The organism is Pelatocladus sp., from assembly GCF_059505505.1.
In genome coordinates this window covers 1-14787 of sequence record NZ_JCACKS010000205.1, presented here as the reverse complement: position 1 = coordinate 14787, position 14787 = coordinate 1, and the positions used below count along the sequence as shown (strand labels likewise).

Annotated in this window: 15 protein-coding genes and 1 pseudogene; 11 read left to right on the top strand and 5 right to left on the bottom strand. The window is 39.8% G+C overall.

Features of this window, described 5'->3' with window-relative positions:
- Nucleotides 1-233 precede the first annotated feature (233 nt).
- On the bottom strand, nt 234-1793 hold the full coding sequence (locus AC5JMK_RS16570) for a TAXI family TRAP transporter solute-binding subunit (RefSeq protein WP_096677249.1): 1560 nt from the start codon (nt 1791-1793) through the stop codon (nt 234-236).
- Nucleotides 1794-1862: 69 nt separating this feature from the next.
- The gene (locus AC5JMK_RS16565) at nt 1863-1997 is read right to left on the bottom strand and encodes a hypothetical protein (protein ID WP_495910594.1); all 135 of its coding nucleotides are present in this window, start codon (nt 1995-1997) and stop codon (nt 1863-1865) included.
- Nucleotides 1998-2457: 460 nt separating this feature from the next.
- Between AC5JMK_RS16565 and kdpA the strand changes: the two genes are divergently transcribed.
- The 8 genes and pseudogenes from kdpA (at nt 2458) to AC5JMK_RS16525 (ending at nt 10272) form a co-directional block, all read left to right on the top strand.
- On the top strand, nt 2458-4143 hold the full coding sequence (kdpA, locus tag AC5JMK_RS16560; protein ID WP_495910593.1) for a potassium-transporting ATPase subunit KdpA: 1686 nt from the start codon (nt 2458-2460) through the stop codon (nt 4141-4143).
- A 96-nt stretch (nt 4144-4239) separates the two neighbouring features.
- Nucleotides 4240-6351, top strand: coding sequence for a potassium-transporting ATPase subunit KdpB (kdpB, locus tag AC5JMK_RS16555; RefSeq protein WP_495910592.1), 2112 nt, complete (start codon nt 4240-4242; stop codon nt 6349-6351).
- Between the two features lie 78 nt (nt 6352-6429).
- Nucleotides 6430-6708: a potassium-transporting ATPase subunit F gene (locus tag AC5JMK_RS16550; RefSeq protein ID WP_096677252.1), complete on the top strand. Its 279-nt coding sequence runs from the start codon at nt 6430-6432 to the stop codon at nt 6706-6708.
- A gap of 242 nt (nt 6709-6950) precedes the next feature.
- Nucleotides 6951-7553, top strand: a complete 603-nt coding sequence (gene kdpC / locus AC5JMK_RS16545; protein WP_096677253.1) for a K(+)-transporting ATPase subunit C — start codon at nt 6951-6953, stop codon at nt 7551-7553.
- Between the two features lie 255 nt (nt 7554-7808).
- Complete coding sequence (locus AC5JMK_RS16540; protein ID WP_096677254.1) at nt 7809-8936, top strand: universal stress protein; 1128 nt, start codon at nt 7809-7811, stop codon at nt 8934-8936.
- A 52-nt stretch (nt 8937-8988) separates the two neighbouring features.
- Nucleotides 8989-9138: pseudogene (locus AC5JMK_RS16535) on the top strand (TonB-dependent receptor plug domain-containing protein); the annotation flags it as partial.
- Between the two features lie 365 nt (nt 9139-9503).
- A complete protein-coding gene (locus AC5JMK_RS16530; RefSeq protein ID WP_495910591.1) occupies nt 9504-9995 on the top strand; it encodes a hypothetical protein in 492 nt (163 codons plus the stop codon).
- A complete protein-coding gene (locus AC5JMK_RS16525) occupies nt 9979-10272 on the top strand; it encodes a hypothetical protein (protein ID WP_096677255.1) in 294 nt (97 codons plus the stop codon). Before AC5JMK_RS16530 ends, AC5JMK_RS16525 begins: the two co-directional genes overlap by 17 nt.
- A gap of 72 nt (nt 10273-10344) precedes the next feature.
- Here the strand turns inward: AC5JMK_RS16525 and AC5JMK_RS16520 are convergent, their stop codons facing one another.
- Both AC5JMK_RS16520 and AC5JMK_RS16515 read right to left on the bottom strand, forming a co-directional pair.
- The gene (locus tag AC5JMK_RS16520) at nt 10345-11736 is read right to left on the bottom strand and encodes a serine/threonine protein kinase (protein ID WP_096677260.1); all 1392 of its coding nucleotides are present in this window, start codon (nt 11734-11736) and stop codon (nt 10345-10347) included.
- A 60-nt stretch (nt 11737-11796) separates the two neighbouring features.
- Nucleotides 11797-13143, bottom strand: coding sequence for an AAA-like domain-containing protein (locus tag AC5JMK_RS16515; protein WP_495910613.1), 1347 nt, complete (start codon nt 13141-13143; stop codon nt 11797-11799).
- Between AC5JMK_RS16515 and AC5JMK_RS16510 the strand changes: the two genes are divergently transcribed.
- The 3 genes from AC5JMK_RS16510 (at nt 13116) to AC5JMK_RS16500 (ending at nt 14384) form a co-directional block, all read left to right on the top strand.
- Nucleotides 13116-13193, top strand: a complete 78-nt coding sequence (locus AC5JMK_RS16510) for a hypothetical protein (RefSeq protein ID WP_495910612.1) — start codon at nt 13116-13118, stop codon at nt 13191-13193. The two genes, AC5JMK_RS16515 and AC5JMK_RS16510, sit on opposite strands and share 28 nt — an antisense overlap.
- The gene (locus AC5JMK_RS16505) at nt 13190-13588 is read left to right on the top strand and encodes a hypothetical protein (protein WP_495910590.1); all 399 of its coding nucleotides are present in this window, start codon (nt 13190-13192) and stop codon (nt 13586-13588) included. The genes AC5JMK_RS16510 and AC5JMK_RS16505 overlap by 4 nt, the downstream gene beginning before the upstream one ends.
- Nucleotides 13589-13766: 178 nt before the next feature.
- Complete coding sequence (locus AC5JMK_RS16500; RefSeq protein WP_495910589.1) at nt 13767-14384, top strand: hypothetical protein; 618 nt, start codon at nt 13767-13769, stop codon at nt 14382-14384.
- Between the two features lie 203 nt (nt 14385-14587).
- Here AC5JMK_RS16500 and AC5JMK_RS16495 read toward each other — a convergent pair.
- Nucleotides 14588-14787, bottom strand: a 200-nt coding sequence (locus AC5JMK_RS16495; RefSeq protein WP_495910588.1) for a PIN domain-containing protein, incomplete at its 5' end; no start/stop codon positions are given.

Here is a 14787-nt window from a genome sequence, read left to right as displayed (position 1 = left end):
ACAAAAGCTAGTTTACAAGTCGCAAAAGCTAGTTCACGAGTCACAAAAGCTAGTTTACAAGTCGCAAAAGCTAGTTCACGAGTCACAAAAGCTAGTTCACGAGTCACAAAAGCTAGTTCACGAATCACAAAAGTTAATTTGCGACTCGCAAAAGTTAGTTTACGAATCACAAAAGTTAGTTAATAAATTGAATTTTTATAGCCCACTTACTTATATCAACTCCGAATTTTCGCTTAATTTGAAATATTTTGCTTTTTACTTTCAGGATTAGAATGAGCTGGAGAAGACTTTGGTGCTAAAGTCATCAGCGAAATTAAGGTTAAATTCATCAGTTCTATATAAGCTTCAATATCAACTTGATCTGACAACAACATATCTCGATATTGTTGCTTAAGTTGCTTCAGCTTTTGTAATGCTGCTTCTGGATCAGTCTGTAAGCTTGCCTGCCATTCATCTAATAATAAAAGCGTATCCATGACAAACTTTTTGCGCTGATGTTCTATCAGAGTACGACACTGGTCGGCAAAAGTTTGGGTTTTGTGACGCAGTTGTTCGTAGACTTCTGTTGACACTACACCCTCAATAAATGTGAGCCGATTCTCCTGGCTTAAGTTTTCAAGACTTTCCAATGCTTGCTGTGGATGATCTGGTAACAGTGACTTAAGTTCAATAATTCGGTTATTGGTCGTCGTCATAATCTTCTTGGACTTTTGTCTGTGCCACTGTCGTAACATTAACCCTAGCACACTGGTTGTTCCCAAAATGAAAACTCCAGCCTGTAAGTCGTTGTTGTTTTCCCAGTAACGAATGATCACCATCCGAGGATCACCCTGATTAAACACCGCTTCTGCTGCTGGATGAATATAAAAAAGCTCTTTTCGCATTAATTCTTCTGCTTTTGAGCTTTGTAGTTCTGGATAGAATTGGGAATAAGTACGAGCGGTGGAAAGAATCGACCAAGTAACTAGACCTACTATTTGCCGATTCATGTTAGGGCGAGTGATTAAAACGGTTGCAGTTGAGAGAGTTGGTAATTTTCGATTTGGAATTGGTGGACGCGACACATAAGTACCAACAGGTAGAGTTGCACTTTCGTAGGAACTGGGATCTAATACTGTTAAGTTGTTTATTAATGCAGTTCGTATAGGAAGTAAATTCATATCGGAGTTTTTCACAAATATTTGCCTCAGCTTTTCATTTGCACCCAAACTTCCTACATAAATAACTGCATCTAATTGTCGAGATTTTAATTTCTTAAATGCTTCGTCAAAACTAGAATTATCTTTTTGAATATTCAGCTTGTCTGCTTGGATTAATTGTTTAGTTGTAAACAGAATTCCACTCCCAGGATTACCAACAGCAACTCGCTTTCCTTGAAGATCGTCGAATGTTTTAATCCCAGAGTTTTTCCGAACAATAATGTGAACATATTCTTTTGCCAAAATTGCCACTGCTTTGACTTTTCCTGATCGCATAGCTTCGTTGGCGACATCCAACTGCGCGATCGCAAAATCGACTTGATGATTTAGCAATCGCTGGATGTTTTCCTGGGAACCTTGAGAATCGAAATTCCGAACACTGACTCCAACTGTTGTGTTGGTAGAGTAGTTAATTTGTTCACCTAAGCGATGGTAGTAACTACCGACAGTACCTGTGGAGAGAGTCACGCTATTTGGCTTTTGATTACAACCGCCCAAAATTGATAATAGAACTCCTCCTGCTAAACCACTCAACAGAAGGAAAATATTTTGTGGTTGGTAGATTAAGCTAAGACACTTGTATGGAAGTTTCACTAATTTATCTGTCCACTTTCGCCTGCCGGATGGTGCGATCGCTTGACTTTTAAGACAATCGCTACAAAGTTAAGATTTTGTGAATAAATACTCTCTAAATATTGTCACATAGGTGGCGATCACTATTTTTGTGCCTATGTGCTTGAAAATTAGGGATTCTTCTAAAGGAGAGGCGATTAACTTCGCAGCAAACCCATGATCCATCTGTGTTAGTTCAATTTTTTATCCCCTTGTTGTGGCGATCGCTTGTGGGGATCTGTATCTTTCGATTTTCACAAAATTACGTGAAAAATCTAAATATACTACTCTTATCGTACTATTTTATACTTAATTTATAAATAATCAGGTATAATGCCTTAGAATAAATTAATTTATTTTGCAGTAATCAATTTTACTTAAAAAGAATTTTAATACATAAATTAAACATTATAAATTTAAAACGATAAGATATGTAAAAAATTAATTTTTCTTAAATCAATCATTTAAGAAAAAAGCACCGAACATACTAACAGTGATAAAAAATCACCCAACTTCAACAACGCTGCCCTAAAAAGGTGTGTGGATTGTAAAATGTAAGTCTTCAAGACTTATAAACGATCAAGCATTATTAGTAATTAGCTTTCTATTAGTAAAGCCAGACCAACTATAATTCAGCATTAAATACATGACACAGGGTTTTTTGCAAATAGGGTTAACGCTCTGTATTTTAATAGTAATCACTCCATTTTTTGGAAGATACATAGCTCGTGTCTTCTTGGGTGAAAGCACTATGTTTGACTCCGTATTCAACCCGGTTGAGCGAATTATTTATATACTGGGAGGTGTACGTAGCAAACAAGACATGACAGGTGGACAGTACATCCGCGCGGTGTTATTCAGCAATTTGCTCATGGGTGTTGCTGTCTACTTGATTTTAAATTTTCAGGGAATTTTGCCGTTGAATCCCATGAACTTGAAATCACTGCGCTGGGATCTAGCACTACACACAACAATTTCATTTCTGACAAATACTGACCAGCAACACTACATTCCTGAGACAACTTTAAGTTACTTTAGTCAAACAGCAGCTTTAGGTTTTTTGATGTTTACTTCGGCTGCAACTGGATTAGCTGTAGGTATTACCTTTATTCGTGGATTAACAGGTAGACCACTGGGGAACTTTTACGTAGATTTAGTTCGTGCTATTACACGGATATTGTTACCAATATCTTTGATTGGTGCGATCGCTTTAATTATCTCAGGGACACCACAAACATTACTTCCAGCTCAAGCTGTCACCACCCTCGACGGCTTTAGTCAGTATATAGCTAGAGGCCCAGTAGCTTCTTTTGAAATGATTAAACTGTTGGGTGAAAACGGCGGTGGTTTTTTTGCTGCTAACTCTGCTCATCCATTTGAAAATCCTAATGGTGCTTCTAATTTAATAGAGATGATCGCCATGCTATGTATCCCAATGGCTTTGATTTACACCTATGGATTATTTGCTAACAACATCAAACAGGCTTGGTTGCTGTTTTGGATGATGTTTGCAATTTTTGTAGTTTTGGTAGCTGTCACAGCAACTAGCGAATATCAGGGTAATACTTTGATCAACGGCACTTTGGGATATGAAATACCAAATCTCGAAGGAAAAGAAGTCCGCTTTGGTTCAATCCTGACTGCATTTTGGGCGATCGCGACCACAAGTACAATGACTGGTGCTGTTAATGGAATGCATGATTCTCTCATGCCCACAGGAAGTTTTGCCACTCTATTAAATATGTTCTTACAAATTATTTGGGGTGGTCAGGGAACAGGAACCGCTTATCTATTTATCTATTTAATTTTGACTGTCTTCTTAACAGGGTTGATGGTGGGACGTACACCAGAGTTTTTGGGGCGAAAAATTGAGAAGCGAGAAATTGTCCTCGCCAGCGTAGTTTTATTAATTCACCCAATCGCGGTTTTAATTCCAAGTGCAATTACCTTATACTTTCCAGAAACATTAGCTGGGATTAGCAATCCTAGTTTTCATGGTGTCTCCCAAGTTGTTTATGAGTACACCTCAGCCAGCGCCAATAATGGATCTGGCTTTGAAGGTTTAGCAGATAATAGCTTGTGGTGGAATCTGAGTACCATTTTCAGCTTAGTATTGGGGCGCTATGTTCCGATTATTGCCATTCTGCTGTTAGCCGATAGTATGACTCGCAAACAACCAGTACCAACAACACCAGGTACTTTAAGAACCGACACTCTGCTATTTACCAGTGTCACCGCCGGAGTAATTTTAATTTTAGGAGTACTGACTTTTTTCCCAGTTTTAGCCTTGGGTCCCATCGCCGAAGGATTTAAAATCGCCTCTGGTAAATAGAATCAGTTATCAGTTATCAGTTAACAGTAACCAGTTTAATTTGATAACTGTGTTAACTGTTAACTGATTTATACCCATCCCCGCTCCCCAATATATATGAATCCAGCTGCAACTACCCCTAAACCTCCCAAACCTGGACGTTATCGTGCGAGCGATCGCCGTCATAAACGCAAACAGTCACGGATAAATACCAAAGGTATTTATTTGAGGGCGATAAAAGATGCTTTTGTGAAGCTCAATCCTCAACAAGCAGTGAAAAACCCAGTGATGTTTTTAGTCTGGGTTGGGACACTGATCACTCTTGCGGTGACAATTGAGCCTGATTTGTTTGGCCCAGTTACCGAGAAAAATCCCCGATTATTCAACGGGATCATCACGGCGATTTTATTCTTCACCGTTTGGTTTGCTAATTTTGCCGAAGCAATTGCTGAAGGTAGAGGTAAAGCCCAAGCTGACGCCCTGCGTTCAACTAAGTCAGAAACGATCGCCAAAAAACTTTTTGCCGATGGCGCAATTACGGAGGTTTCTTCCACTAGCTTGCAAAAAGGTGATACTGTCTACGTTGTTGCTGGTGACACAATTCCCGCAGACGGTGAAGTTGTTATGGGTACTGCGAGTGTCGATGAATCAGCAATTACTGGCGAATCTGCTCCGGTATTAAAAGAACCTGGTTCTGATATTGCTAGTTCTGTCACTGGTGGGACGCGGATTATCTCTGATGAACTAATTATCCGCATAACTGCTGAACCAGGCAAAGGTTTTATTGACCGGATGATTGCTTTAGTAGAAGGAGCAGAACGGAGGAAAACACCCAATGAAATTGCCCTGACGGTATTACTTGCTGTTCTCAGTTTAGTATTTCTGTTTGTAGTAGCAACTGTGCCGTTCATTGCTCACTATGTGCAAATTCAAGTCAGTGTGGCAATTTTAGTCGCGCTGTTGGTAGCATTGATCCCCACGACTATCGGTGGGTTACTCAGTGCGATCGGGATTGCTGGGATGGATAGGGTTGCTCAGTTTAACGTGATTGCTACCTCTGGACGAGCTGTGGAAGCATGTGGTGATGTTAATACACTACTTCTCGATAAAACAGGCACAATTACTTTAGGCAATCGTTTAGCAGAAGGGTTAATTCCTGTCAATGGTCACTCAATGGAACAAATTGCTTATGTGGCTTTGGCAGCGAGTATATTTGATGAAACTCCAGAGGGGAAATCTATATTTAGACTGGCGGAAAAATTAGGAGCAAAAATTGATTTCAACCCGGAAAAAGCCGAAGCAGTAGAATTTTCCGCTAGAACTCGCATGAGTGGCACAAATTTACCCAATGGCAAAGAGGCGCGTAAAGGTGCGGTAAATGCAATTAAAGGATTTGTGCGTACACACAACAGTCAACAAGATATACCAGATCTAGATGCTGCCTACGAAATGGTTTCCCAGCAAGGCGGGACACCACTAGCAGTGTGCTTGGATGGGGATATCTATGGCGTGATTTATCTCAAAGATATAGTTAAGCCAGGGATACGCGATCGCTTTGATCAATTGCGACGCATGGGAGTACGTACCGTTATGTTAACGGGCGACAATCACATTACTGCTTCTGTCATTGCCAAAGAAGCGGGAGTCGATGACTTTATTGCCGAAGCAACCCCAGAAGATAAAATCTCTGTAATTCAAAGAGAACAGGAAAAAGGCAAAATAGTAGCAATGACCGGAGACGGTACAAACGATGCACCAGCCCTAGCTCAAGCTAACGTCGGAGTAGCAATGAATACAGGTACTCAAGCTGCTAAAGAAGCAGCAAACATGGTGGATTTAGATTCTGATCCGACAAAGCTCATCGATATAGTTGGCATTGGGAAACAATTGTTAATTACTAGAGGAGCATTAACAACATTTTCGATCGCCAATGATATCGCTAAGTATTTTGCAATTATTCCAGTATTATTTGCTTCTGCCAACCTACAAAGTTTAAATATCATGAAGCTAACCAGCACAAATTCTGCTGTGCTGTCAGCGCTCATTTACAATGCATTAATTATTCCTGTTTTAATTCCTTTAGCACTCAAGGGTGTAAAGTTTCGACCTTTAACTTCTAATAAATTATTACAACGCAATATATTTATTTATGGCTTGGGTGGTGTAATTGCACCTTTTATTGCGATTAAATTAATTGATTTAATCATTACGGCTATAGGGTTGGCGTAGGAAGAGATTGGGGAAACGGGATTGGGAATAGATTATATATTTTATTTTTGATTTATATATTTAGAGGTGAAAAAATAAATGAAGATAAATAGAAAAATTAATTTATTTAATAAGTTTTTATCGACAGATATAGTAGAGTCCATTTCTTTTATTTGGTCACAATGGTACCAACAAAAATTACCACTAATAATTTTGATTGCTTTGTGTCTCAATATGGTAATTGCTCCAGTTGTTTATGCGGCTGCTGATGGTGTTTTAGAACGTCGTTCAGCTTGGGCAATTGGGATTTTAGGTTTTATAACATTGGCACTGATAGTTTATTTATTTTTTGTTGTTTTTCAACCAGAACGCTTTTAACAGGGGAGCATCCCAATTTTTTCAATATACCGCTAACGGTTTAAACCGTTAGCTAATAGCACAAGTCGTCTGAAGACGACTCAAATAAATCAAGCTATGAGACTGCGATTTCAATCGCAGGCGGGTTTTTTGAACATTTGGGATGCTCCCTTTAACAGTTATCAGTTATCAGTTAACAGTTATCAGACTAATTAATTAAGAAAGTAATCACCAATTACCAATTACCAATTGACTTACTTGTTATGTTTATTATTCGAGAAATTATCAGAGCAATTCGGATCACTATATTATTGTGGTTGGTGACAGCCGTTATTTATCCTGTTGCAGTTTTAGGAGTTGGTCAAGCTTTTTTTAAAGAGAAAGCAGACGGTACTATTATGCAAAATATCCAAGGAGAAGCTATTGGATCAGCTTTGATTGGTCAACAGTTCCGATCAGAACGCTATTTTCAAGGTCGTCCCAGTGCTGTCAGATATAGTCAAGGAAAATTAGGTAGATCGACTGGTGTATCAGGTGCAAGCAACTTTGCTCCCAGCAATCCAGACTTACTTCAGCGTGTGGTTGAGAAGTCTAATGAACTTAACGATGAGAATATTCAACCTTTCGCTGACATTATTTATACTTCTGGTTCTGGTTTAGATCCACATATTTCTGTCAGAACAGCACAAGAACAGCTAGAAAGAGTAGCTCGTGCGCGTAATCTTACCAGAGAAGAAATAGTGCCATTTATCAAACAATATACAGAAGGGAGATTTTTAGGTATTTTCGGCGAACCTGGAGTGAATATCTTGAAATTAAATTACGCCCTCGACCTCCAAGAAATTAACCGTAGGCAAAACCAATAATATTGTTGATCATTGGTCAATTGTCAATGCTCAAGAGTCAATTATGTTTATTCTCCCCCTTTCCCCGATCCCCGATCCCCATTACCCCCAATACTGCTCGGTTAAGGATTTGTCGTCGTAATTTTGGGCATGTAGAGACGTTGCACTGCAACGTCTCTACAGGTTTTAAATGTCAATCGATTTGTCTTATCCGAGCAGTATTGCCATTACCCCTTATCCCCTCCAGGGGCCTCACCTTCCCCGATCCCCTTCCCCATGTATCCAGCGCGTCGTGGTAAACATAAAATTTTTATTGGTATGGCTCCTGGTGTAGGTAAAACTTACCGGATGCTAGAAGAAGGTCATGCGCTTAAAGAAGAAGGGATTGATGTTGTGGTTGGGTTGTTGGAAACCCACGAACGTAAAGAAACAGCACAGATGGCTGAGGGATTGGAAATATTACCCCGTAAACAAATTCCACGGGGTAATTTGATGTTGACAGAGATGGACACCGACGCAATTTTGGTGCGATCGCCTCAATTAGTATTAATCGATGAACTCGCTCATACCAATGTCCCCGGTTCACCCCACGAAAAACGTTACCAAGATGTAGAAATTGTTTTGCAAAATGGTATTGATGTTTACTCGACAATGAATATTCAACATCTGGAGAGCCTCAATGATTTAGTAGCAAGAATTACTGGCGTCGTAGTCCGGGAACGAGTTCCTGACAAAGTTTTAGATGACGCTAATGAAGTTGTGGTAATAGATGTTACGCCAGAAACATTGCAGGAGCGGTTGCTAGAAGGCAAAATCTACGCATCACAAAAAATCCAACAAGCACTTGATAACTTTTTCCAACGTCGCAACCTAGTAGCTTTACGGGAATTAGCATTGCGAGAGATTGCAGACAACGTTGAAGAAGAAGCCAGAGAAATGAGTGCAGGATTGACGAGTGGTGTGAATCCGCAAGGTCAATTCTGTAATATTCGAGAACGGGTATTAGTATGTATTTCCACATATCCTAATTCGTTGCAACTATTACGTCGGGGTGCGAGGATAGCTAATTATATGAATGCTCCTCTGTTTGCTTTATTTGTTGCTGATTCTGACCGCTTCCTCACGAAAGAAGAAAGCTTGCATATAGATATTTGTGAAAAGCTGTGTAAGGAATTTGAAGGTAATTTTATACGTGTTCCTAGTAATGATATTGCTGAAGCGATCGCACAAGTAGCTGAGAAATACCATATTACTCAAATAGTTATTGGTGCTAGTCAGCGATCGCGTTGGCAAATTCTCCTCAAAGGTTCTCTGGCCCATAAACTACTGCGATCGCTGAAAAATACTGATTTGCATATTATCGCTATAGATAAAAAAAATACAGTTCCAGAAAAACTATTGTAGTAGAAACGCGAAATTTCGCGTCTCTACAAAGGATTAGTTTCTAAACCCTTAGTCGGTATTCCTGATTAATGGTAGACCAATTAATACTAATGTCAACACCTATCATGGAGCCACTGATTTAAATAGCATTCCTGTAGAATCAATTGACAGAATTGAATTATCAAGTGGTGCTGTCACCACTCTGTATGGTTCATCTGGTTTTACTTTTCGGATTGGTTTAACATCGAATTAGTTCATACTTATACCAATTTTCTGTGAAGCTGCACATTATTTTGACCCCTCCCAACCTCCGACCCCCCTCAGAGGGGGGTTTTACCGCAGGCGGTGGGGTTCTTCATATAGCACTTCTCACTCGATTGCAATACAGTCGGAACCCCACCCCGGCTTTGCTGACGCAAAACCTCCCCTCCCCGCTTGCGCTTAGGGGATTAAGGGGTGGGGTACGTATTGGACACAACCGAGAACTCTATATGCGTCTTCATAAAGAAATGGTATTAGGGGTTAGTAGTTAGTGGTTAACCAATTCACAATCTCGGAAATTCCAGTTTTGAACTCGAAAATTCTCGTTTGAAACCTGAAACTTCTCACTTCAAACAGGAAAATTCTCGTTTGAAACCTAAAACTTCTCACTTCAAACAGGAAAATTCTCGTTTGAAACCTGAAACTTCTCACTTCAAACAGGAAAATTCTCGTTTGAAACCTAAAACTTCTCACTTCAAACAGGAAAATTCTCGTTTGAAACCTGAAACTTCTCACTTCAAACAGGAAAATTCTCGTTTGAAACCTAAAACTTCTCACTTCAAACAGGAAAATTCTCGTTTGAAACCTAAAACTTCTCACTTCAAACAGGAAAATTCTCGTTTGAAACCTAAAACTTCTCACTTCAAACAGGAAAATTCTCGTTTGAAACCTAAAACTTCTCACTTCAAACAGGAAAATTCTCGTTTGAAACCTAAAACTTCTCACTTCAAACAGGAAAATTCTCGTTTTGAACTCGAAAATTCTAATTTGAAACCCGAAATCTCCCTACACTCCCAACCTCATGAGAGCCAAAATTGAAAATGATGTACTTTTCCTTCATCACGAAGATGTACCAGAGTATAAAAAAGGTGGTTCTGTGGTAAGGAATAGCTATTTTTGGGCGCTGCGTTCAATTGCGGGTAGAGCTTCGAGATACAGTGACTGGGAATATGAGCCAGAGGTTTGGTTCGCACTTACACGAATGCTGTTGTCTTTTACTGAGTCTGGTTATTTGGGTGTTCGAGAAACTGTCTTGGAGTTTCCCGCAGGTGAGGAAATTCCAGAAGTGCTGCGAGATGTTTCGACTTGGGAGTGAGAGATTACTAATGACGAATGACAAAGGACAAATAACGACCCTAACTAATTAGCTTTATTTGTACCGAATTACTTAATCCCTAGTGATTGGCAAATTTAGCCAACTGCTCAAATTCTCAGCTAACCAGTCAAGTTCTGGATTAGTCAGATAACCTTTAGCACCAAGTTCAAATTTCTTGATTCCTACCCAAATATTAATTTGAGGGTGAACTGCAATACTACCTCCTTCAGAATCTCTCTTGTACGAAAGATGAGTGAGTTCAATTTTTACAATATTTTGTCGAGGTGCGGTAAGAACTGGTGGACATTTTACTCCCAGGAGTTCACGAGTCAGAGAGATTTCCTGTTGAGTAATGGAAAGTCTGACTTGTCCAAATAAAGTAAAGAGAATATTCCAAAGCAAGTAAAAGCCAACACCCAAGTGACAGATTGCAAATAGAGCTGCAAACCATCCGCCAGTACTCCACATACTAAAAGCAGCACCATACCACATCACAAGAAAAGAGTTCCATGCGATCGCAAATCCAATGATTGGAATTAATCCCAGGTGGAACCCCCGTGGGGGAATCAGAATCTCTAACTTTTGTTTGGTGTTGGTAAGTTTTACTTTGCTACCAAAAGGCTTTTTAGTAATTGCTAAGGAACTTTTTCGTAAATTTGATGTTTCTAAAGCTTCTAACGCCTGTTTTGCTGATTTTAACCGTAAATCTAAACTAGGTTCTGTGAGCCATTTGAGCCAATCAACGAGATTTGGGCTGAGATTAACTCTATCTTCAAAAAGTATTCGCATCTCTCGTTGTGGGAATTCATCGGGGTGCTGTCCTGTCACTAAGTAAATAAGCGTTGTCCCTAAAGCATAAAGGTCTGAAGTGGGTACTGTTCGCCCACCGAATTGTTCGGGAGGCATGTAGCCATAAGTACCAACAACCGTCCTAGTACCACTATTTACCACAGTTTGCACACAACCAAAATCAATCAGGTAAATTTGTCCAGGATTATTACCAGTGCGATCGCCCAACAAAATGTTACTTGGTTTAATATCTCGATGCACGACAGGAGGTTGGCGACTATGGAGGTAATCTAAAATTCCTAGTAATTGCTTGGCGATCGCTTTTATTTCTTCTTCGCTAAAAGTACGACCAGACTCTATCCAATTTTGTAATGATCTGGCTTCAATATAAGTTTGAACTAAAGCAAAGCCTTTGCCTAATTCAGTTTCAACATCGAAGCGATCAATATATTTAGGAATCGCCGGATGATCTAAAGATTGTAGGACTTCTACCTCACGTTCAAAAAGCTTCAAATCATCCCAGTTAAAGTCAGGACTAAACAACAGCAACTTGATTACAACAGACGATCCTGTTTGTAAATCGTTTGCTAGAAAAGTTCTCCGACCAGTCTGGCGACCAAGCAGAGATTGAATGCGATAGCGATCGCGCAAAACTCGATTAACCAGTTGATCCATTGCTTTTGGGTGATAAGCAGGGTAAACGGCTTAACACTGTTCTATCAGTCTATTCACTTACTATTTTATCTTTTCGATTGCTAATCTTACCGATTCTTTAGTGTTAGCATCTACCGAAGTTGCTGATGTCAACTGAATAGCTGCTTTGAGGGCTGCGACTAAAGCATCAAGTTCTTGATTGGAGTTTAATAAAGCAGTGGAAGAGATACTCAAGGATTTGATTCTTTCCCGTTGTGTATCTTGGATCATCATATTTGCCCAAATTGCCGCAACTATTGCTGTAATTAGGGCGATCGCTAATGCTCCCCCGCCAATCTGAATCCGTCGTTTGGCTTTTTGATTGGCTAGAAATAAAACCTCATTTGCTTCTGCTAAAATCTTTGACGCTTCTGCTTCTGCTTGTAATCTTTTCTGAACATCCCGCTTTTCTAATTCCTGACTAGCATCTAAAAATCTCCGATCCAAATCGCTTAAACCTTTATCTGCTGCCCAATTGCGCGCATCCTGCAAAGTTTGTCCGCGCAACAAACGCGACTCATCCTGAAAGTTGGAATTTACCCAAGCATTTAACATTTGTGCATAGGGTCGAATATTTGTCAATACTTTGTCAAGCCATGCTTGATTAAATATCTCTGCATAGATGCGATTATAAATTTGCAGTTTTCCCTGTTGCTTGACAATTAACCCCGTCAGGCGTAGTTGCATTTGTTCGGGGCTATCATCTGCGGGGATTTCTCCCTGGTGTAAAATTTGCTGATATAAGCCTAATAATCGCCCAGTTTGATTTTCTGCATTTTGCGTCAGGCGATCGCGGATTGTTCGTAAATGTTCTGGTTCGTCCTGTGCTTTCCAATTTTCAATGATTTGGTTTTGTACCAATTCCTCTATACATTGTTTTTCCTGATGTTCTAGGAATGAATAATTAGAACTACAAATTAGTTGACACAGTTTCTGAGTTAAAAATGGCTGCCCACCAGTCCACTTTAATAACTCTTCCATTATCGCTTTCGGTCTAGCAACTCTTCCCTCAAAACCTCGAATTAAAGCGTCTATTTCATTTAATTGAAATCCAGTTAATTCGACAGCTTTTCCTATATTAAAAGGTGTGCGATTTGTATCAGCAATTAAATTAGAAGGAGTCGCTACCCCTAATAAGCAAAAAGTGAGCCGTTGATATTCGGGATTATCTGCCCGTTGATTATAACAAGCACGAATAAAAGCGAAAAAATCATCTTTAAATTTTATTCTTAAAATACTATCAATTTCATCAACAAAAATAATAATTTTCCCAGATAACTCTGTTAATAATACATCATCAATCAATTCACTTAATCGTTGTTTTGGTGGTAAAAATTCCTGCGATCGCCAATGAAATTGGAATGAGCCAGTACTACTTCTGCCACTTATTCAAGCGAGCGACAGAAATGTCATCCCATCAATACTTAATTCAACAATGAGTAGAACGGGCAAAGTATTTGCTCAAGCGATCGCAACTAACCATTACAGCGATCGCCCTGAACCAGCAGGGTTTGAGTTTGCTCTTCCCTACGGTGGTTCGCCAACACAAAATGCACAGGACAATTGGCGCTTTTGTCGTAAGTGTCAAGCAATGTTTTTCAATGGATATCCCAATAAGGGAGCTTGCCCTGCGGGTGGTACTCATAAAGCAGCCGGATATAATTTTGTTCTCCCACACGATGTCTCGCCAACATCAATAACACAGGAAGAATGGCGCTTCTGTGGTAAGTGTCAAGTAATGTTTTACAACGGTTATGACAATACAGGGGCTTGTGCTGCGGGTGGTAGCCATGAAGGAGCAGGATATAACTTCGTCCTCCCACACTACCCGTGAAGAGAGCAGATTATAGCCATATCAAGCCGTATCAACTGTTGGGTTACGACGCAAAATAAAATTTTCCATTTAGTATCAAAAAATTTCTTGTGTGTCTAACTCAACCTACCCAAAGTTCAAGACATTTACTGATTGGCAGGTAAGTTCTGGTAATTTTTCCAAAAGGAAGAAGTGCTATATGACCGAACCAGAAAAAGAATCTGAGAAACAGCAAGGTATTAGCAAAGAAGCGTGGGCTGCAATTAGTGCGATCGCAGTGGCGTTAATTGGCGGTATTGTTGCTATATTCACTGCAATATATAGTAAAACTTCGTCTAGTCCATCACCTTCTACTTCTCCTTCACAATCTCCTACAACATCAAGTTCATCTTCTACTTCTCCTTCACAATCTTCTACAATATCAAGTTCACCTTCTGAAACTACTCCTGTCCCAACCGTTCCTCCATCTCCTTCTCCGTCCGCTCAAAAGTTGTCAGAGGCTTTAGATACTGTCAACATAGATTTTAGTGAGCCTAAATTACGTGACTTCTTAGGTAACTCCTTCTCTAATTATCCGCAGTTTGCTGAAGGCTGCCTCAAGCTTCTTAATAATCAACGCCTAAAGAAAAAAGTGTATTTTGACGTGATTTTTTGGAACTATACACAAGAGCTAGGAGGTAAAGTAACCTCCGATTCGCCCGATGGTGATCTTGATACGAATATACTGAAAGCTGCTATGATCAGGGCTTACAACACACGTAACGGCAGTAATGCTCTGTCTTTTGGAGATATTGTGAAACCAAAAATCTACCTATGAAAGTTTTGGGTCACAGTTTGGAATAAAGTTTCCACGCTCCAACGCCCTTGATAAAGTTCTGCCACTAGAATCCCATCTGCGTCTGTGGGTAATAAGTTGGTAAAATTGCGATCTGCATCCATACCTGCTGGGTTTTGAGACTGGCTATCTCTACAGTAGGTATCAATAGTTGACTGATGTCCACTGTTTAATGGATAGTTATATCAAGCAAGCAATTCCAGGAAAGCCGCAGCTTTGAGAATATGAATATCCTGATACTTGTTGAATGTCAGTAGGTGCTTATCACCTGTGATAATATGTGTTGCTTTTCCCACAACTGCACATTCAATCACCATATCGTCATCAGGATGTATCGGCTCAATAATTCGGGGTAGGCAGTGATTCAAGCTGCCACGACCAGCCT

What these genes read in the sequence shown, in the direction of transcription:
- AC5JMK_RS16520 (WP_096677260.1), bottom strand. Translation starts at nt 11,736, where the DNA reads ATGGATCAACTGGTTAATCGAGTTTTGCGCGATCGCTATCGCATTCAA.
- AC5JMK_RS16500 (WP_495910589.1), top strand. Translation starts at nt 13,767, where the DNA reads ATGACCGAACCAGAAAAAGAATCTGAGAAACAGCAAGGTATTAGCAAA.
- AC5JMK_RS16510 (WP_495910612.1), top strand. Translation starts at nt 13,116, where the DNA reads ATGAGCCAGTACTACTTCTGCCACTTATTCAAGCGAGCGACAGAAATG.
- kdpA (WP_495910593.1), top strand. Translation starts at nt 2,458, where the DNA reads ATGACACAGGGTTTTTTGCAAATAGGGTTAACGCTCTGTATTTTAATA.
- AC5JMK_RS16525 (WP_096677255.1), top strand. Translation starts at nt 9,979, where the DNA reads ATGAGAGCCAAAATTGAAAATGATGTACTTTTCCTTCATCACGAAGAT.
- AC5JMK_RS16505 (WP_495910590.1), top strand. Translation starts at nt 13,190, where the DNA reads ATGAGTAGAACGGGCAAAGTATTTGCTCAAGCGATCGCAACTAACCAT.
- kdpC (WP_096677253.1), top strand. Translation starts at nt 6,951, where the DNA reads ATGTTTATTATTCGAGAAATTATCAGAGCAATTCGGATCACTATATTA.
- AC5JMK_RS16540 (WP_096677254.1), top strand. Translation starts at nt 7,809, where the DNA reads ATGTATCCAGCGCGTCGTGGTAAACATAAAATTTTTATTGGTATGGCT.
- AC5JMK_RS16565 (WP_495910594.1), bottom strand. Translation starts at nt 1,997, where the DNA reads ATGGATCATGGGTTTGCTGCGAAGTTAATCGCCTCTCCTTTAGAAGAA.
- AC5JMK_RS16550 (WP_096677252.1), top strand. Translation starts at nt 6,430, where the DNA reads ATGAAGATAAATAGAAAAATTAATTTATTTAATAAGTTTTTATCGACA.
- kdpB (WP_495910592.1), top strand. Translation starts at nt 4,240, where the DNA reads ATGAATCCAGCTGCAACTACCCCTAAACCTCCCAAACCTGGACGTTAT.